Genomic DNA, 20516 nt, shown 5'->3' on the forward strand with positions numbered 1-20516 from the left:
TTTACGCCTCCTCGTTTAAATAATCACCATTTGTCTCAATTACTTTTTTATACCAATCAAAACTCTTCTTTTTCTTACGCTCATAAGTACCGTTGCCTAAATCATCAGCATCAACATAGATAAAACCATAGCGTTTGCTCATCTGGGAAGTTGAAGCACTTACAATATCAATACATGCCCATGATGTATATCCCATACACTCTACACCTTCATCGATTGCTTTCGCGATTTCGATAAAATGATTTCTGAAATATTCGATCCGGTAATCATCTTGGATACTGCCATCCTCTTCAACTTTATCATAAGCTCCGATACCATTTTCTACAATCCATAATGGCTTATGGTAACGATCATAGAGGTCGATGAGTGAAATTCTTAAACCAACTGGATCTACCTGCCATCCCCATTCTGATGTAGGCAGATAAGGATTTTTTACACCTGTTACTAAATTACCGCCGACCTTCTCACGCTGTGCGGCATGAATGCTTTGTACCATGCTCATATAATAGCTGAAAGAAATAAAATCAACTGTATGCAGTTTCAGGATTTCCGCATCGCCTTCAATCATTTTTATATCAAAATTACGTTTTTTGAAATATTGTTTAATGAATAAAGGATATTCACCTAATACTTGAACATCAGTATAGAAGAAATTCATTCGATTATCCTTTTGAGCCAGATAGATATCTTCTGGATTACAAGTTTCAGGATAAGTCAATGTCTTTGTTACCATGCAGCCAATTTGCGAACCAGGGATAATTTCATGTCCATATTTCACAGCTAAAGCACTGGCAACAAACTGATGATGAAGCGCTTGATAAATTGCTTCTTCAGCTTTATCTTTATTTTCATATTTTTCCTCAACAACGCCGACAGTTGTGAAAGGATGGCGGAAAACTGAATCAATTTCATTGAATGTCAGCCAGTATTTTACTAAATCTTTGTAACGATCAAAACATACTTTGGCGAATTTCACAAACATGTCTACAACTTCTCTTGAAACCCAGCCATCAAATTCATTAACTAAATAAAGCGGCATTTCATAATGAGATAAGGTAACTAATGGTTCAATATTGTGAGCACGCAATGTTTTAAATAAATCTTCATAATAAGCTAACCCAGCTTCATTAGGTTCTGCTTCATCCCCATTTGGGAAAATTCTTGTCCATGCAATCGATACACGCAGTGTTTTAAAACCCATTTCGCCAAATAATGCAATATCTTCTTTATAATGATGATAAAAATCAATACCTCGTCTTTTAGGATAATATGTGTCATCCTGCGTTTCCATCGCTATTTTAATATCTTCAGGTCCTGTATGCCATTGACTCTTATAATCTTTAACATCAACATGAGGTTTATAAGACGCCACATCAGCAACACTCATGCCCTTACCATCCAGGTTCCAAGCACCTTCACATTGATTAGCAGCTATTGCGCCGCCCCATAAAAAACCTTTTGGAAATTGTATAGTCATAAATCCTCCTTTAACTAAAGGGGCAGATAACTGCCCCCTGCTTATTAATTAAGTTCTTTTTTAGCCTGCTTGTTAGACATTAAAACAAATGGTGTATAAACAAGGGCACCCACAGCTATAATAATCAGCTGAACGACAACTCCCTGCCAGCCATGACCAACAAATGCACTGACGATAACTGGGAAACCAAATGGCACGTCGACAATATTACATGGCAGGAAACCAATATTTGTGAAGAATAAAAGTAAACCGGTTGCGATACCGCCATTCAGAATGAATGGAATTGCATACGTAACATTTAATACTAATGGCAAACCGAATACTACCGGCTCAGAAATACCGAATAAAGCTGGTACAAAGCCTAATTTAGCAACCGCACGTTCATCATCGCGCTTAGAGAAAATTAACAGTGAAATTACTAAGGATAATACTAATCCTGCACCACCGACAACGATAAAGGAAACTAAAGAACCATAAGTGATTGGCTGATTTGGAATCTGCCCTGCACTTGCAGCTGCAATATTAGCTGCAATAGCACTAGCGATAAGTGGATTACGAATTGGTGTAATAATCATATTGCCATGTACACCAAGGAACCAGAATACTTGAGCGATTGTAAATAATGCAATCGCGCCTACCGGACTTTGGAATACAGCTTCAAGCGGTGCTTGAACAACTTCATAAATCCAGTTATTCAAATATGAACCAGTCATAAGATGGAATACAGTACCGATTACTGATGTAACTACTAAGGTAATTAAAATTGGTACTAGAGTATTGAAGCTCTGTGCAATAGCATGAGGTACTGAAGCTGGCATTTTGATTTTAATTTTTTCTATTTTCATTAATGCGCTGAATAACTCAGATACCAAGATTGCGACAATCATACCGATGAATAAACCCTGCGCACCGATAGCGGCACCAGGCAGACCAGCAGCGGCTGCGGTAGCACCTTCAACAACAACGGATACTGTCTGCGGTACAACACAAATGTAACCAGCTAAACATGCAATCGCGCAGATATATTCAGGAACTTTATTCTTTCTGGCCATTTCTACACCAATCAAGAATACGATTGGCAATGCCATGATTGATAAGGTTGCAAAGTTAATGGCGGTAAAAGCCGGACTCAGACTTGCCAGTGATGGAATAAATGCTGCTAAGCCTGTTGTGGTTGAACACAATAATGTATTAAATAATGTAGCGAATGAACCGACAATAATGAATGGCATGAATGTTGTGAAAGCATTTTTAATAGCACCTAGATATTTATTATCATCAACTTTTTCGGCAACTAGCATCAAGCCATCTTCAAATTTTTCTGAAAATTTAGCCATTATTTCCCCTCCACTAACGCTTCTGCCTGTTTCAGTACAGCAGCACCGTCGCAGCGGCCATAAGCAACAGCATCAATTACTGCGATTGGCGCAGCATCACCTACGATTTTAGATACCTTACGCTGAATATGACGTACTTGTGGTCCTAATAACAATACATCAAAGTTACCTAATTCATCTTCGATCTGCCCCTGTTCAACAGCCCAAATCTTATAATCTTTACCCTGTTTTGCAGCTTCATCCTGCATTTTTGATACTACTAAACTTGTTGACATTCCCGCACAGCAGGCTAACATAATTCTCATCCTTCTAAATCCTCCTTTTTAATTACTTTTGAAAGTAAACGATAAATATTTAAAAATTCCTCTGCCTGATCAATCATAATCATGGCTGTTGTGAGATGATCCTGAGCATGAACCAGTATTAAACTTAGTTCACTTTTTTCTCCTCTGGCTTCACCCTGGATCAATTCCGTCTGTGTCTGATGAGCTGACTTTAAGTCCTCTCTAGCTTCTTTGATCAAACTAACAGCTTCATCAAAATTGAAATCACGAGCTTCCTCAATAGCCATCAATGATTTTGATTTTGAGTTGCCAGCGTTTAAAATCAAAGTGAATGCTGTTTCATACGTATCCATGCGATTCCTCCTTGCTTTCAAATGTCTGCAGTCATTTGTTACAACTACATAATAAAGGAGAGTGCCGTTTCATTCCATAGATGTTTTTTCCGTTAACCAATGCGGAAATGAATTATTGTATGCGGAAATTATGAATTAGGATGAAATAATGCCCTCAAATGCTATATTTAAAATAATTACGGCTTGTAATCTATGGTATTATGTAACTAACAATGTCTATGAAATGGGGAAACGTATATGAAAAAATATGTAATTGCATTTTTAATCTGTATTTATACGACAATATTAGTACCAATTTTAATTTCTGATATACCTGATTCAGTTAGTACGCTTTTAAATATTACCCTGATAGCTGCTGCAGTTTTAGGTATTCTCTGCATGATTGCATTATTTAAAAGCATCAAGGAGATACTCCAGACTCCTAAACAGCAAGATGAATTAAATAATCTTGCCTTGTTGCTGAAAATCGCTGTACTGCCTGTCTATGCTTATACCACGCTGATTGGTATCGGTGCTGGCACGATTATGATGATCTTCCCCGGCATGATATTCCTACTGCCTTTAATTTACGCCATAGTGACAACTTTGCTGTGCTTCTTGTTAGTCATTACCTCAAGCTATTCAATTGCCTGCATCTATGTTCACTATCGAAACGGTATCTTCTCACTTAAAAAGACTATCCTGCATGTGATTTTACAAGTAATCTTTTTTATCGATGTGATCGATTATATTTATTTGTTTTTCAACATCAGAAAATGCCGAAAAGAGTTAATTGATTTTGCCTAAAATAAAAGATATTTGCTTGAACATGTAAATTCAGACAAATATCTTTTTCAATTATGTATTATAATTCATCTTCAATTGTTTTAAATATCCTCATCATTGTTGAGTACCGCTTTTCATGCAGCAATAATTTAACATAATCCTTACTGGTAAGCATTTTACTTGTTAAGGTATAGAATTTTTGAAGATCGCGATTCTTATTTTTTTCAATAGACAGTAAGAAAACCAACTGTACTTTCTGTTTATCCCAAAGAATCGGCCGTTTCAGCAATGCTACACAAACAAAGGTTTCATCAGTACAAACACGGTATGGATGAGGAATCGCAATCAGATTGCCGAATTCCGTCACTGCTTTCTTTTCACGAAGCAAAACTAACTCTTTAAAATTGCGCGGAACCTTACGGTAGTTACGAATCCGCATGGTCATATAGTCAATGACTTCATCCTTACTTTTCGCAGGGACATTGACAAAAAAGAGGTTAGGATCAAAAAATCGTTCAATTGAATTTTTTGATGAAATACTCAATAGCCGCTTAACCTTGTTTTCATCCCGCGTTTCCATGAAATACTGAACACGGATAATCGGTACTGGCAGCTTTGCCTGAATTGGTACGGTACTAATCACAAAATCGATATCAGTAAAATCAATCTTTTCAATATTCATCACATCACAGGTAATCAGCTTGTTAATATATTTCCCAAACTTATCTCGGTATTGATACTCCAATAGCTCAGCGGTACCCCGGCCTGTACTGCATACCATTACAATATTCTTGCGGTCAATGGTTTCACGCTTACGCTCTAATGCCAGATTGATATGCAGGGCGATATAGCCAATTTCATCTTCACTGATTTCCTTGTGATACAATTCCTTTAAAGGCACACAGGCCGTAGTCGCAATCATGAAGGCCAGCATATAATGCGTCTTAATCTCCTTCAGCAGCGGGTTGCGCATATTTAGATCATACTGCAGCCTGCTTTTTAACGGAATCAAATGCAAAGCGAGGACAAGTCTTAAATTCAGATCCTGACTTAGCTCTAAATTCATCTCTTCATCCGCTACCTTAAGCATTTCATTTACTGTTTCAAACATTTCTTCATCGACAACCAGGTTAGCTTCCTCAGCAGATTTAATCATACGCTTGCCTAACAGATGAATCATAATATAACCGCATTCACTTTTAGGAACTGTAATTGAGAATTCTTTTTCAATAACATTAACAATGCGTAAAGCCAATTCATAGATTGTTTTATGCGTCTCAATCTCTTCCAGCTGTTCCACTTCCATCGGCACATAATTGCCTGTTTTAATTCGCTGTACAGCGATGTAAATATGCGTCGCCAGATTATTAAAAGCAAAATCTGACATATGATAATTCTCTTCCTCAAACAAGAGTTCAAGGATTTCAGAAATTTTTTGCAGCTGACTGCGCTGAAGCACGGCTTCGCCATCTTCACTCTCAAATATATTGGATAGATAGTTAGAGATACAAAGCCGCAAGTCAAACTCACTGCCCTCGATTTTCATTCCATAATAAGGACGCTGAATCAATTTTAAATTATTCTTTTCCAATATCTCACGAACAGTTTTCAAATCTTGAGAAATAGTGCTTTGACTCGTATAAAGCAAATCACAAAGCTCTTCAATTTTCACATAATCATCATGCGCAAGCAAATATTCAAGGATGAATTGAACACGCTGCTGAGGTGTTACCGGCTGTACAGCTTCTTCAGCATCATCTTCTGCCACCAGCGCATTATATTGTTCACGATTCAAAACATGAAGCTGATAACCATACTTAGGCTTCGAAACTAATTCGATTCCCTCTTTATATAACTCCTCCGCAAGAATTTTCATTTCTGAACGGATTGTCCTATCTGACACATTAATTCTGCCGGCAATATATGAAGCAGTTGTATAATCTTCTTCATTGAGATATTTCATAATCTGCCGCTGTCTATTCGTTAACATATATCCACCACACCTTCAGTTACCTTTAGTTAATCATAACAGGTAATCAAAGCGTTTTCAAATACTTTACGAAGCAGAAGCTTTTATTATCGTTAAATTTACATTACCATTTTTCCTCAGCAAAATAATATTTCTAAACTTATACACCCAATTCGATCGTTTCCAGCATTTCATGATAGTATGTGGGATTCAGCTTCTTTTTCATCCAACCAAGCCTGCTTTCATCCTTCATCAGAATTGCTCCCAGCATTTCATAGCATGTATTAAAAATCATCCACATATCATCCAGCTCTTCATCAAGATTCAATCGATGCATTGCATCTAATACATAACGCACACATTCAGCTTTGCATTCCCACTGACTGTCATCAATTTCATATATATCTTGTTCCAATAAAGCCAAGACTTCCTCACTGAAATTGTAATAATCTCTGCTCTCCAATTCATCAATAGCTGCAGAATACTTTCTGATGATTTGATTTAACCGCTGTTTTAAAACAGTTTGCGGATCATTTTCGGCCAAGAGCTGCAGCTTATATTTTACAGCCCGCTGATCTGCAACAGAAAGCAGTATTTCTCTTAGCTTTTGTGTTGATAAACGATTAATCAGTTTACTTAAATCATGCTGCTGGATTATTTCAGCACCTTCTTCCACAGCATATAAGACCGCTGCCATGTGCTTACAATAACCCATCTCCTGACCATAAATACAATCACAATTCATGATAAGCTCATCATTCTCAATTTCAATATTAACCTCATACTCATTGCCGCTGTCACTTTGAACAACAGCTTCATAGCCATGTGATGTCTGCATGAGTTCTAAGACATTCCCATTCTCATAATATGCCAGGCCGCGGTCTAACGTTTTTAATGTAAAATATTTTTGCCAATCCATATAATATCCTCCTTTTTATGCTTACAGTATAGTACCAAATATCACACTATTTATGTAAGGATATGACCTAATTAAATAAATTAACAAATATAATTTCCTAAAATAGTTTTTTCTGTATTAATTCATATAAATTACATATGTTTTAGCTCTTTGGATATTGTTCTTTCCATATTACTTTGCTATAGTTGATATGCGTATATTTATCATTTAATTCTCGTAACGCCTATTTCTGCTTACAAATGATATTCTCATAAATAAAAGACCAAGGTTGGACCTTTCTATTAAGGGCCGGAGGAAATATGAAAAAGGTTGAAATAAAACAGAATAATACAACGATTAATAAGGTTACTCTTGCAGGAACAATCTCTTTACTTGCTTTGTTACTATTATTTCTAGTTGTAACACTCTTCAGCACAAACAGTTTGGCATCTCAAATAACATTGCTGACTGAGCACCCTTTTACCGTAAACGGTGATATCAGTGATGTTAAAACTGATCTCGCATTAATGCGGATTCGCACCGAACGTCTGCAGTCATATAATCAGCCTGATGATATCGTTCTTGTAAGCGAAGCCTTGGAAGATATTTATATCGATATGGAAAAGCTGCTTAATGAAATAGCTGAATTATACTTAGGCCCGGATGAAGATATCCGGGCTTTAAGCGATACTTATGAAGAGCTCAAAAATGCTCATCATCAATTTTTAGCATTCTCTAAGCTTACCAGTTCATCAACAAATGAAATAGCTGAATATGAAAAAACTTATCTTTATCCGCTCTATGACACCTTTGAAGCTGATGCGACCCGAATATTAACCTATGTCCGCAGTACGCAGCAAAGTATTTTCACTTCCGCGAATCAAATCAATAAGATGACAGTAATCTGGTCATGTATTATAATTGCCGCTACGGCAGTTGGTTTATTTTACTTTCAGTCATTGATCAGAAAAATGAGTCAGCGCCTCTATCAGAAAAACAATCAATTTGAAGTACTGGCTGAAACAATCGATGAATCATTTCTAATCTTTTCTAAGGAAAGAGAGGATTGTGATTTTGTATCAAGCAATACAGAGAAAGTCATCGGCATTCAAGCTGACCAGCTGCTGGCTGACCGCTCATTGATATATAATTACATGAGCAAAGAAACGGCTGAAGAATTAAGAAATACGATGTCAATGAAGAACGACGGTTCATGGGACAGTGCAATTGAGTTTTATAATCCACAAAAAATTGAACCACGCTGGCTGCAGCTTCGTTGTTATCAGGTGGGTGAAGATGAGAATGCAAAATACATTATGACACTTACTGATCATACCGAGGAAAAACGTGCTAACCAAGCGCTTATGGATGCGCTGATCAGTGCGCAAAAGGCTAATAATGCAAAGAAAGACTTCCTTTCACGCATGAGTCATGAAATTCGTACACCTATGAATGCAATTATTGGTATGACAACAATAGCTGCAGCTTCGATTGAAGACCGCGGCCGCGTTGAAGATTGCCTGGCAAAAATCAGTTATGCTTCCAAACATCTGTTGATGCTGATTAATGATGTTCTGGATATGTCCCGTATTGAAAGCAATCATATGAAAATTAATACTGAACCGTTTGAACTTTATCAATTTTTAAATAACTTTGTTTCTGTCATTTATCCGCAGGCAGCCAATAAGGGGCTTGAATTCACTGAAAAAACGTCGGGCTTTACAGATCATACAACTTACCTAGGTGACCCTATGCGGCTGAATCAGATTTTATTTAATTTAACTTCTAATGCTATAAAATTCACTCAAAGCGGCGGGAAAGTCAGCTTAGAAGTCAGTCAGCTGCCACTGCGCGGCAAAAAAGTGTGGCTGCGCTTTATTGTATCAGATACTGGGATCGGCATGGATGAACAAGGTTTAAAGAATCTTTACACCCCTTTTGAACAGGCTAATGCTTCAATTGCAGGCAAATATGGCGGTACTGGGCTTGGTATGTCAATAACGCAAAATTTAGTCTCCTTGATGGGCGGTCATATTAAGGTTAAGAGTACACCCAATGAAGGCACTGCCTTCACGGTTGAATTACCGTTTGAACAAAGTAATGTTGATTTACAGCCATTACAGGAATATGTCTTAGAATCGCTGAAAGTGCTGGTAGTTGATGATGAGCGTGATATTTGCGAGCATACTGTTTTATTGCTTAAGAAAATGAAAATCAATGCTGAATGGGTGCTCAGCGGTAAAGAAGCTGTCGAAAGCGTGGTACTGGCACAGAATAATGGAAACAGCTTTGACATCTGTTTTATTGACTGGAAAATGCCGGAGATGGATGGTTTAGAAACAGTACGGCAGATACGCGAGAAAATTGGTCCTGATACACCTATTATTATCATATCCGCCTACGATTGGTCAGACATTGAAGAAGAAGCACGCTCAATAGGTGTTAATGCATTTATAGCCAAGCCGATGTTTCAGTCTTCGATATATAATGTTCTTGTAAATGTCACACATGGAGCATTTGGCAGAAGTACCGCCAAAGCAGATACTGAACAAAATTCTTTAAAAGGCAAGCGTTTATTATTGGCTGAAGATAATGAATTGAATATGGAAATTGCCACAACCTTACTGAGCATGAATGGTGCCGATGTTGAAGGGGTGCCAAATGGTAAGGAAGCTGTCGAAAAATTTATGCAGATGGAGCCTTATTATTATGATGCGATTTTAATGGATGTCCAAATGCCGATTATGAATGGATGTGAGGCTACAAAACATATCCGTGCATGCGGCCGCCCTGATGCTGAATTTATACCTATCATAGCAACTACCGCTAATGCCTTTGCTGAAGATGTCGCCACCGTTATGGCTGCCGGAATGAATGCCCATATCGGCAAACCCATTGATATTAAGCAGCTATGCGAGGTATTAAACAGATTGTGCAGACAGCGATAATAAAAGTAAGATCTAAAAGCTCCAACCGGAGCTTTTTAAATTTGTATTTTGAATTAAATAATAATTTTCATTAATTCTAATCATTCAATCTTTATTATAATACAGCTTATCCATGTAATATCTAATGAACGAATAGATCTACATGTAAGAGTATCATTCGTCTTGTAACGTATTACGAGGATTTTTATTGATCAGAATTTCTTTCTGTTTACATGAGCTGACATGAGTGTAAATTTGCGTAGTTGTTATTGAACTATGCCCCAGGATTTGTTGAATATAACGAATATCTACATCTTCTTCTAACAGCATGGTGGCAAATGTATGTCTAAACATGTGGGGTGTTAAATGCTGATTAATTTTTAATTGATGTTCATAACGATTAATTACCAATCTTACGGATTGCTCAGATAATCTATTCCCGAGTTTATTAATAAAGAAGTATAGAGAAGTATTTAATTCTTCAGCAAATAGTTTACGATATAAATTTAATGAATCCATAACTTGCTGATTGCCAATTTGAAGAATTCTTTCTTTTGCTCCTTTTCCATAAATTCTAACATATCCTTCTTTCAAATTGACATTGTTTATTCGTAAATTGCATAATTCAGAAACACGAATGCCAGTAGAAAATAATAATTCAAGAAGTGCCGTATTTCGTGCTGCTTGTTTCAGCTGATAATTTGTTTTGCTTTCTTCTAAATCTATGTAAAGCTGTTTAAATAAACGTTTAAGATCAGTGGTATCGACAATTCTTGGCAATAATTTTGGTTCTTTGAATTTAGTGTTTATCTTATTCATCGGATTGTTGTCAATGATATCATTAAAAACCAGATAATTAAAGAAAGCAACCAATGTTGCTATCTTACGCTTCACCGTTTTTGGTTTCGGATATTTCTCATGCAATCCTTCAATATAATTTTCTAAAGAGGATTTATCAATTTGATAGCTAATCGTTTCTAAATATATTAAAAACTGCTTCATATCTATCGAATAGGCTTTTAAGGTGTGAGCATTTAAATGCTTTTTTATTCTGCATTCTTTAAGATATGCTGTAATATGTGCCTGAGTTATTGTGATTTTCATATAGCACCTCCAAGCAATATATTAAGCGATGGTGATTACCTTGTAAATTAAGGTTTATTATTAACAATTAATATGTCGTATGAATACAGAAAATGATATAATTAGTAAAAACATGGGGTATATATACAGGATAATATATGATTATCTGGCATAATACTTAGGAGGGGGAATATGGATTTTGATGAAACTGATTATATACAGCAAATAAAAAAACTTTTAAATGATTTAGATAATAAAGATCAAAGAATATTCAAAATAAAATTTTCAAATGCATTTAGAAAACCCCTAGACATTGAAACTAGATTTCTAGTCAATAAATATAAAGTTATTAAATTCTCGGATTTATATAATAAACGAATTGACTATGCTACTAATTCAATACAAAGTAAACGATACTTTTATACCAATTTTATTTTTAATCTCGCTGGACTGATACCAAGTATTGGTACTTATATTTCTTTAATAACTTTGGTAACTGATTTCTCACAATATCAAGTTACGCAAAGTGATTTTCGGCATTTGCGAAAGACTCTCAATTTTCTACCAAAACCCGCAAAAAAATATCACAAATTAAGAAATTTAGTCCTTATACCCAATATTGAACAGCTCTCCCTTGAGGAAAAATTGTATTTAAGTTTTGTTATTCGCCTCATTGAAGAGAAATACCTATCGCAAACTGCCATTTTGATAATAGAACCTATTGATAATGTCACAGATATAACTATTGCAAATAAGGGTATTGTGTATAAGTTTGATTTAAATAATTATACGCAGATTCTTCATGATAAGAAAATATATTCTTTAACACATGTATCCCGTGTAGTTTTGAATTCAATAGGCATTGATTACATTGACAAAGTAAATCAAATTCTAAACGGAGAAAAAACAGAAGATTCTTACGAAGCAGTCATGACACAGATAATTCGTGAAATGATAGAGAATTCAAAACCTCAAAATAGTGACGATCTAAAACGGTTTATAACACTTTGTAGTTTCTTGTTCGAATCTTTTACAATTAATGATATTTCAGAAGCTGTTAATTTAGAAAAAAATCCTCTGAATTGTGGGCTGGATGATGCAATGAAAACGAATATAATCTGTAAAGAAAAGCATATTCAAAAATATTTGTTTCTTGAGGAAAAAATCAGACAGTATTTTCAAGACTCTTCGTATATCTTTGAAGCAAATTTATATACAAATATCTATAATTATTTACAAAAAACTTACCCAAAGAATTATGCAGATATCGCTTTATTGTCAGGCGTGCTTCTTTCTGACGAAAATGAGATATTATCTAATTATTTGATCGCATTTTATCAGGAAGATATGACAATGCCAGGTTATAAACTTAATGCAATTAGAAGTTATATAAAAAAATCCAATGACTTTGAAATAATACTACGCCTACACGATGCTTATTCAGAAGAACCGCAAAATCTTATGAATTATAGAGAAGATTGTCTAAAATTGCTCAGCCATATTGACGGAAGTGGTTTAAATAATTTCGCAAAAGCAGCGGCGATCAGTTATCCAGCAAGAGTATTATATGAAATACATTCTGACTTTGCTGAACTTGAGGCTGTTGAAGAAACTTATCTAAAATATATAAATAAAATTGTAGATTTCGCTTCTGTGGATACCCGTATATACAAATATGTCCTTGATTATATTTCATTTACAACAGCAATAGAAAACAATAGCACTATAACTACAGTTGTTCAACGCTTAGTAACACTATTAAACACTATTGAGCCAGCAGAAGTCACTTCAGGGCAGTATGTGAAGTTTATGAGAATGGGAAATGCGGTTTATCCATCTGATCCTAAACAAGCTCTTATGATGACACAGAAAGCTTTTAATTCAAAACAAAAGCCAATAGAACAAGCACTATCAGGGATCAATTATGGTGTCTCTTTGTGTTTAAATGCTAGATATAGAGAGGCAGTTGAAATTCTTTCAAATAATGATTTACGCACTGATGTAATAAATACAATTTCTGCAGACAATAACCTTTTATTGGCTCAATATTTTAATGGTAAATTTGATGCATATAAGACTTTAACCGGTTATACACGTCTACTAAAAATAATAAAAAAAGTTGATAATAGTGATGCTATTATTGTTAAAAATAATTATTTAGCTCTATGTATTGTTTTAGAAAAGAAAAAGAATAGTCAACTAGAACAGAGTATTGTAAAATCTGCTGATAATTATCATATCTTCTTTTATCAAATTAATTTACTGACAGAAGCATTCTTGCAGCATGATCTTGCTAGATTTGAAAAAATAAAAAATGCTATTACTGTACCGAAACTCCTTATTGGCTATAAAAGCTTCATAAATAAAAGAAATGATTTCTTAGCAACTAATTTTGATAAAAACATGACTTATCCAGAACTGGATAATTCTTTATATAATTGGAGCATTACCAATTATCCTGACAAATCTATGTTATTCTATAGCCATCCTATTATTTTAGGTTGCATTGAGCGATGGTTTGAATGAATCTATCTGTGATAGAAAGCTTAGCAAAAGCAGAATGTATATAGATTCTTCATTATTAAAAAATGCATTTTTAAAAAGATAATTGGTTGAACTGTGCGTCGATATAGTTGGATTAGGTCCAATATCTATAATATATGGTTTATTATTTGATATTATAAAATCTATTCGCGAAATCCCTTTAAATTTCAGAGTATTTGCTACAGCGATACTTTGTTCTTGTATTTGATCGTTCAAATGGCTACTATAGTTTGAAAAATGATATCTTTCAAGCGCTACAGTATTATAATCAAGAAATAATGTATCAGGATCTTTTAATATCAAACAAGAACCTGGGCAAAAATAATCATGATTGAAATATAATAATGGAACTTCAACTTCATCACCACACAGGAATTCCTGTATGCAAAATATAGTATATTTTTTTATGTAGTCTTGCAGCAAATTAATTACGCTATTTCGAGTTTCGCTAGAAATATTTATTAGTTTGATACCAATTCCTGCTGATTCATCATTAGGTTTAACAAGATATTTTCCTTCATTTAAATGATTAACTGTCATCGTAATTTCTTCGATTGAAGAAACAAAGATGGTAAAAGGGAAATGCAAATTTTTATTTTGACTGAGTATTTCATACATGGCTTTTTTATTACCGCCTAGATAGCAGGATTGAAAGTCAGCATTAATATTACGAAAGTCTAGATAATCACATAGTAATGGAATAAGACACCTTCTACCAACACCGGTTACATCTTGAGCCATGCTGTATACAAATACTTCCTTAAAATCATGCTTCAACATAGGTATGTTTTTAATAAATTCTAACTCACTTGCGAATGGTTTAACGACTTTACAAACGCTTTCAAATGAATTAATAATCATATCTCTTTCTGAAGGCATAACGCATTCCGATATATGCAGTGTATCGTGTATTGAATCAGGGTTATTATATACAAATGCTAGACACATATTTTTATCTATGATTGGTGAGTTTGTTAATGCATATGTATACATTTTTAATATTTTTTCCTTTGTTATCATAAATCCTCCCCACAGGATAATCATATATTATCCTTCATTGAGGCAAAAAAAGATTCTGCCAAACCTGACAGAATCTTTTATAACTCTTCCCTATGATCAATTATAACGTAATATTTTTTTATCCCCTTCACATTCAAAGTGAAGTCTAGCGCTCTCATCTTTGGTAATTTTAACATAATCATTGCCATTATAATCACCAAAATCAATCACAAAGCCTAACTTTTCAACTCTGCCAAAAATATGGCAAACAACCTTTCCCTGATACATAAACACTACCTGTATCATATCCTCACTAGTAGATTCCTTGATATTATCCCATTTATAACCAATAATATCATAGATGAACTCCTTTTGAAGATAAGGTGTAAAACTGTATGCTTCATCCCATTCAAAAGGGATCAATTCTTCAACATTCTCTTCAGTTTGATTTAATTCACTTAAAGCGTGTGACAGCTGCGACGCATTTACTGTCCAGATTTCATCATGCTTACTGCAGCCGCTGACTAATAAAAGAACTGCTAATCCTTTAATCAACAATTTCCGTGTCGTAACCATAATTCATCACCTTGAAGCATTTACTTTCCAGCAAATCGCCATAATCTTCTCTAGGCAGATTGAATCGATAATAATGATCATAATCATCATCATTCACTTTGAATGCAACTCTGAGATAAATTGAATCTTCTACGTAATAATAAGAATTACCGATATGATTCTTTTTTTCCTCAGCAGCAACTTTTTGCAGATCCAAAATATCATTTACAAACTTTTCTTCATCTTTATTCATATTACTAAGCAATATGACAGCTTCATATTCATTATCTTTGCCATTCCAATCATTATCATAATCGTAATAACTGACTTCCAACTTCGTAAATTGATCAACATTAGGTGTCTGAAGATTAATACCGAAGAAATATGTTTCCTTGGCTGCAAAAGCAAAAACATTAAATGCCGCTAAAATCACGAAATATTTAATAATTAATTGCGGCGTGACTTTCATTGATCTTCTTGATATAAAATGCATAATCAGATAAAGAATAAAGGTAATCACCACAATCGTAATCGTAAGAATAATATCTGTTATATCTATAATATACATCGACAGAAGCAGCACGCTGGATAAGTTAACAACCAATGGATATGTGAAGAAATCATTAGAAACCTGCTCACTGTCCTCACCCTTGCGTTTTTTAAATACATTCACCGCCCAGAAATAAAAACCAACAATAATTAAAGCTTCATAGGCGATCCACAGCAAATTATATTCTAAGGCAGTAGTATATGTGCGGATGAAATCATTAAAAGAAGAAACAAAATCATTTAAAATCGTAAACGGTGATAAGAAATTAAGCATGATGCCAAAATCAAACATGCTGTCTGTAAAACCTACCGTAAATTGATTTACAAAGGACATCGAGCAGACATACAGCATGAAAGGCAGAACGACATAAGCGGCAATCAAGATTGCTGAATCAATCATGTTATTAGCCTTTGTGACAATCAATGTATTGATTGAATAAATTGCCATGGTAATAATGATAATCCCGAATAAACCTAATAAGCTATGCAAAGTAAATGAATAGAATCCATATCTAAAGGTTAAAAGCAATATGCCAATTAGGTAGTTCAATAACAAAGGCACATAGATACATGTTAAGCCTGCAAAGAAATGGACATCAAATAAATGCTTTCGGCTGATTGGCAGTGAAAAATAAGTATCCACACTTCGTTTATTGAGCATGAATTTATTAATCACAATTGGCATAATCAATGCACAGGCACCCATAAAGATTGCATACATCAATATACTATACTCATAAATACCTCGGCCGCCGTCATAATTGGTACTGATTAAAGCAACCATCGGAAATGCCACAAAACCGATTACGGTGTACAAGAATAATAATTTTTTCTGTCTTTTTAGGATTGAAAGGTAATAATTAGTAACTGTTTTATACATTTTCAAATACCCCCTTCTTTTCCATTTCATAAATAAAGATTTCTTCAAGATTAACATTCAATACATCCATCATCAGCGGCTGCTGAGCGTTGATAATTCCCTCAATTTTATTCAAATCTCCCTTAACAACCATAGTAATAACTCTTGATGTCTGAGAATAATGAAGAATATCCAGATCACTGAAATCTGATCTTTGTTTTTCAATACTGAAGGCAAGCTGAATCTTATGAATGTTTTCTTTTGTTTCGTCCAACATACCTGAGGTTGTTATCTTATGATCATCAAGAATACCAAATGAATCACAGATATCTTCAAGCTCACGAAGGTTATGCGAAGAGATTATGATTGTCATGTTCTTTTTCTCGATGCATTCGCTGATTGCCCTTTTGAATAACAGCCGCATCATCGGATCTAAACCGTCAAAGCTTTCATCTAACAGCAGCAGCTTTGGTGAGATTGCCAATGCGATTAATATAAATGCCTGACGCTTCATTCCTTTTGAAAAGTTATTCATGACTTTATTTTCATTTAGTTTGAATATATTAAGATATTTCCGATAAATTTCATCATCAAATTGAGGATAAAATACTTTATAAAACTCAACCATCTGGGCCAGTGTCGCATTGTAGTGATAATAAGGATCATCCGACATCAGCAATAGATTCTGTTTTTGATATTCATTTTCAACGATTGATTCACCATCCACAGTGATTGTACCGCTGTCACACTTATAAATATCCGCAATACATCTCAGCAGCGTTGATTTACCAGCACCATTGGGACCGATCAAACCAAACACTGAACCATCTTTTATTTCCAAGCTGCAGTTATCAAGAACCACCTGGGTACCGAGCTTTTTAGTTACATTTTCAATTTTCAGCATGCTTCATACCCCCTTCATAGATTGATTCTATACTTGATATTAAAAGTTCTTTCTCAATATTGAATTTATGGCAATCCATAACGACTTGCTTAAATTCTTTAATTTTATTTCCCTGAATGTCAGCTTCGATATTCACTTGACTGACAAAACATCCTTTTCCTGCAACGGTGTAAACATAGCCTTGCAGTTCCAATTCCTGATAAGCTTTCGCAACTGTATTGGGATTGATGCCCAGTTCATTAGCCAGTGAACGTACTGACGGAAGCTGATCATTTGGATTCAGGATACCAAGCCCAATAAACTCAATGATTTGTTTTTTTAACTGAGCAAAGATCGGCGCTTTATCCTGCGGATTCAACATGAACATGTTTCTGCTCCTTTCTGTACCAACTGTACTATTTATATTAATACACTAATACAGTTAGTACAGTTTGTCAATAAAAACTTGCAAATTAATTTTCTTGTAATACAATTATAGGGTAATTACCAGGAGGTCGTTATGGTATCAACTACTACAATACTTGCGCTACTATTTGCGGTGATCATATTATTTTTATTAGGTTTAGGTCCTATTTTGTATTTAAAATCACAGGGCTATCGAATTATTTCGGTTGGCTTGGTAGGGGCCTTAGGCTTTTTCTTTTCACAGATAATCCTGAGGATTCCATTGATGGGTGTATTAATGTCCAATGTTTCTGTTGTCACTTTTTTTGCTCAGCATATGACACTGTATGCGCTTTTCCTAGGTGCCAGTGCTGCCTTATTTGAAACACTAGGACGATTATTTATTGTTAATATCTGTCTAAAAAAACGGAAAGGCTGGCTGGAAGGGGCTGTTGCCGGCTGGGGACATGGTTTCTGCGAAGCCTTCATTATGCTGGGGATAACATATATTTCATATATTTATTATGCTTTTCTGATTAATCAGGGAACATTAGCAACAATGGGACTTGACCCGGCTTCAGTGGCATCCATTACCACAACGCTGAGTTCATTCCCCGCTTGGGCAATCATTGTCGCTTTATTGGAGCGTGTATTCGCAATGCTGCTGCACTGTGCGTTGACAACACTGATTATGACAAAAAGCATGGATGGCAAAACACTGATTGGCTGCTTAGCTGCTTTTCTAATTCATATGGCTTTGGATGCCGGTGTTGCATTGCTTCAGATTAATGGTGCTTCACTCTTCATTCTTGAATTGCTGCCGGCCATCTTTGCCATCTTATCGATAGGGTATTTGTTTAAATCTTATAATAAATATAAGAATGCATAAATAAAACATACACTTGGAAAGCTATAGCTGATTTGCTTTCTAGTGTATGCTTTTTTTTTATAAAACACATTGAATGGAAGCTTTTCCTGCCTTTTGACTAGTGGCGGTTAAAGTTACTAAATCATTCTGTTTACCGCTTATAATCCAAGTGAATCGTTTAAGCTGCGGGGCATGCTTTTGAGTTGTTATCCCATCATACCCATAATAAGTATTAACGCCTGATACACCCTCTAACGCATTTACCATCAGTACCGCTTCTCCCTCAATAACCTCACAGCCGGATAAAGCGATATGAACTGGCTGATCAATTTTCTGCCGTTTCGCACTGTCAGTAAGGTAAGTCGGCATGTAACCAGTATTGCCAAGCACTGCCTCCAATTTATAAATGCCGTCACAGATTTTTTCAGTTTTTACTGATTCAAATTTAAGTTTTGGCAGAGCATAAGCATTCGCAAGCATGAACTTTGCAGTTTTTTCAACTTCCTGAAGTAAATAATCACAAGGTGGATTTTGATGGATAAATTTATAATCGAAGCCGCCGATTTCCACAGGACCAAGCTGTGGATGATCAAACGCTGTCCAAGGCTTAATAGCACTTTCACCAATATTCTCTTTGATCCACTTTAAAACCATTGCATATTCAGCTTCCTGTACATCATCATCCTTATCCTTACGCGGCCAGCTCATATCCGCACCTGCACGTTCAAATAAATTCCATAATTCGATTGTATAAGCCGGTATGCCCTGTGTTTCATAACACCAATCATCAAACGCGCCAGAGGAATAATTTTCAATATCTGTCAGAAAACCATCAAAAATATTTACAGTCTCATAACCCATGATCTGCTTGGCCATTTTCCCTACTTTTTTAAACAAATCCATATCCTTTTTTAATGCCTTAGCTTCTGGATATGTTCCTGGAGGATAAACAAGTACACCGCCTGTTGTATGCAAAGTAGAAACAAAACCAATATTAGGATGGGCTAACACAAAATCAGCTACTGCTTTATTTTCCGGATTACTCAACGGATATTTACCCGCTCCCGGCTGACGCACCTCACTAAACCAGCCAAACGGATAATTGCGGTTAAAATCCAAGCCCCATTTTTCTTTGGCTAATTCTATATGCAAGCCATCATAATTAATAATTTCACCTTCTGGATAAATATTATAGAAATCACCCTGAACATCAAAAGGTGTTCTTTTTGTCATTACCTGCGAATCTTTTTCAGACACTTTCCATGCGCCGTAAGGTGTTTTTACACGCATCATACGAATTACGCCGTCACCGTCTATGTCGCCAGGATGCAGACCATCAGCCAATTCTGATAATGGATAATTCCGATTTACTGAACGCAGACGCTGATCACTGTGCAGATAAACATCTGAACCATCGGGTGAAATCTTTGGAATGATATAAAAAGTATAATTTTTTAATAAATCGGTAATTTTCTCATCCTTATTATAATTTGTACATAAGAGATCCACTGTATACATCGCCGCCATTGAACCGGTTACTTCACCGGCATGATGATTGCCGTCAATATAATAGGCTGGTTTGGCAGCTGCTTCTTTAGCACTTGAATCAGTAAGGGTAACTGCCCAAACATCCTTTCCTTCTTCACTCACACAAATACTTTCCAGCTGCATTAAGCTTGGATACTGCTTTAACAAGTGTTTTAAACATTCACTCATTTCCAGCCAATCATAATAATGATCATAATTAAATGTTGTCTGCAT

17 protein-coding genes are annotated in these 20516 nt (G+C 35.3%); 4 read left to right on the forward strand and 13 right to left on the reverse strand.

Annotated features, from left to right (window positions below; all coding sequences use genetic code 11):
• Position 1: 1 nt before the first annotated feature.
• The 4 genes from DAHG_RS05565 to DAHG_RS05580 are packed head-to-tail and all read right to left on the reverse strand — an operon-like array spanning position 2 to position 3451.
• On the reverse strand, positions 2-1477 hold the full coding sequence (locus DAHG_RS05565) for a glycoside hydrolase family 1 protein (RefSeq protein ID WP_022937348.1): 1476 nt from the start codon (positions 1475-1477) through the stop codon (positions 2-4).
• 44 nt (positions 1478-1521) lie between these two features.
• Positions 1522-2814 carry a PTS sugar transporter subunit IIC gene (locus tag DAHG_RS05570; RefSeq protein ID WP_022937349.1) on the reverse strand — a complete coding sequence of 431 codons (1293 nt, stop codon included), beginning with the start codon at positions 2812-2814 and terminating at the stop codon, positions 1522-1524.
• Positions 2814-3119, reverse strand: coding sequence for a PTS sugar transporter subunit IIB (locus tag DAHG_RS05575; protein ID WP_022937350.1), 306 nt, complete (start codon positions 3117-3119; stop codon positions 2814-2816). The genes DAHG_RS05570 and DAHG_RS05575 overlap by 1 nt, the downstream gene beginning before the upstream one ends.
• Positions 3116-3451 carry a PTS lactose/cellobiose transporter subunit IIA gene (locus tag DAHG_RS05580; RefSeq protein ID WP_022937351.1) on the reverse strand — a complete coding sequence of 112 codons (336 nt, stop codon included), beginning with the start codon at positions 3449-3451 and terminating at the stop codon, positions 3116-3118. The genes DAHG_RS05575 and DAHG_RS05580 overlap by 4 nt, the downstream gene beginning before the upstream one ends.
• A 237-nt stretch (positions 3452-3688) precedes the next feature.
• Between DAHG_RS05580 and DAHG_RS05585 the strand changes: the two genes are divergently transcribed.
• Positions 3689-4237 carry a hypothetical protein gene (locus tag DAHG_RS05585; RefSeq protein WP_022937352.1) on the forward strand — a complete coding sequence of 183 codons (549 nt, stop codon included), beginning with the start codon at positions 3689-3691 and terminating at the stop codon, positions 4235-4237.
• Positions 4238-4295: 58 nt separating this feature from the next.
• Here the strand turns inward: DAHG_RS05585 and DAHG_RS05590 are convergent, their stop codons facing one another.
• Together DAHG_RS05590 and DAHG_RS05595 are read right to left on the reverse strand one after the other, a co-directional pair.
• Positions 4296-6206 carry a BglG family transcription antiterminator gene (locus tag DAHG_RS05590; protein WP_022937353.1) on the reverse strand — a complete coding sequence of 637 codons (1911 nt, stop codon included), beginning with the start codon at positions 6204-6206 and terminating at the stop codon, positions 4296-4298.
• Between the two features lie 139 nt (positions 6207-6345).
• Positions 6346-7104 carry an SWIM zinc finger family protein gene (locus DAHG_RS05595; RefSeq protein WP_022937354.1) on the reverse strand — a complete coding sequence of 253 codons (759 nt, stop codon included), beginning with the start codon at positions 7102-7104 and terminating at the stop codon, positions 6346-6348.
• Between the two features lie 299 nt (positions 7105-7403).
• Between DAHG_RS05595 and DAHG_RS05600 the strand changes: the two genes are divergently transcribed.
• A complete protein-coding gene (locus DAHG_RS05600; RefSeq protein ID WP_022937355.1) occupies positions 7404-10031 on the forward strand; it encodes a hybrid sensor histidine kinase/response regulator in 2628 nt (875 codons plus the stop codon).
• Between the two features lie 153 nt (positions 10032-10184).
• On the opposite strand, the gene DAHG_RS05605 is transcribed toward DAHG_RS05600, so the two are convergent.
• The gene (locus DAHG_RS05605; RefSeq protein WP_022937356.1) at positions 10185-11114 is read right to left on the reverse strand and encodes a tyrosine-type recombinase/integrase; all 930 of its coding nucleotides are present in this window, start codon (positions 11112-11114) and stop codon (positions 10185-10187) included.
• 171 nt (positions 11115-11285) lie between these two features.
• Between DAHG_RS05605 and DAHG_RS05610 the strand changes: the two genes are divergently transcribed.
• The gene (locus tag DAHG_RS05610; RefSeq protein ID WP_022937357.1) at positions 11286-13619 is read left to right on the forward strand and encodes a hypothetical protein; all 2334 of its coding nucleotides are present in this window, start codon (positions 11286-11288) and stop codon (positions 13617-13619) included.
• On the opposite strand, the gene DAHG_RS05615 is transcribed toward DAHG_RS05610, so the two are convergent.
• The 5 genes from DAHG_RS05615 to DAHG_RS05635 all read right to left on the reverse strand — a co-directional run bounded on the left by DAHG_RS05615 (position 13590) and on the right by DAHG_RS05635 (position 17870).
• The gene (locus DAHG_RS05615; RefSeq protein WP_022937358.1) at positions 13590-14657 is read right to left on the reverse strand and encodes an ATP-grasp domain-containing protein; all 1068 of its coding nucleotides are present in this window, start codon (positions 14655-14657) and stop codon (positions 13590-13592) included. The genes DAHG_RS05610 and DAHG_RS05615 overlap by 30 nt on opposite strands.
• Positions 14658-14753: 96 nt before the next feature.
• A complete protein-coding gene (locus tag DAHG_RS18900) occupies positions 14754-15212 on the reverse strand; it encodes a hypothetical protein (RefSeq protein WP_022937359.1) in 459 nt (152 codons plus the stop codon).
• The gene (locus DAHG_RS05625; protein ID WP_022937360.1) at positions 15184-16620 is read right to left on the reverse strand and encodes an ABC transporter permease; all 1437 of its coding nucleotides are present in this window, start codon (positions 16618-16620) and stop codon (positions 15184-15186) included. The genes DAHG_RS18900 and DAHG_RS05625 overlap by 29 nt, the downstream gene beginning before the upstream one ends.
• Positions 16613-17503 (reverse strand): ABC transporter ATP-binding protein, encoded by an 891-nt coding sequence (locus tag DAHG_RS05630; RefSeq protein ID WP_022937361.1) that lies wholly within the window; start codon positions 17501-17503, stop codon positions 16613-16615. The genes DAHG_RS05625 and DAHG_RS05630 overlap by 8 nt, the downstream gene beginning before the upstream one ends.
• Positions 17490-17870: a GntR family transcriptional regulator gene (locus DAHG_RS05635; protein WP_022937362.1), complete on the reverse strand. Its 381-nt coding sequence runs from the start codon at positions 17868-17870 to the stop codon at positions 17490-17492. The genes DAHG_RS05630 and DAHG_RS05635 overlap by 14 nt, the downstream gene beginning before the upstream one ends.
• Positions 17871-18002: 132 nt before the next feature.
• On the opposite strand from DAHG_RS05635, the gene DAHG_RS05640 reads away from it, so the two are divergent.
• Positions 18003-18776 carry a YhfC family glutamic-type intramembrane protease gene (locus tag DAHG_RS05640; protein WP_022937363.1) on the forward strand — a complete coding sequence of 258 codons (774 nt, stop codon included), beginning with the start codon at positions 18003-18005 and terminating at the stop codon, positions 18774-18776.
• A gap of 57 nt (positions 18777-18833) precedes the next feature.
• On the opposite strand, the gene DAHG_RS05645 is transcribed toward DAHG_RS05640, so the two are convergent.
• Positions 18834-20516: a M14 family metallopeptidase gene (locus tag DAHG_RS05645; protein ID WP_022937364.1), complete on the reverse strand. Its 1683-nt coding sequence runs from the start codon at positions 20514-20516 to the stop codon at positions 18834-18836.

Source organism: Dielma fastidiosa (genome assembly GCF_000313565.1).
Classification (GTDB): domain Bacteria; phylum Bacillota_I; class Bacilli_A; order Erysipelotrichales; family Erysipelotrichaceae; genus Dielma; species Dielma fastidiosa.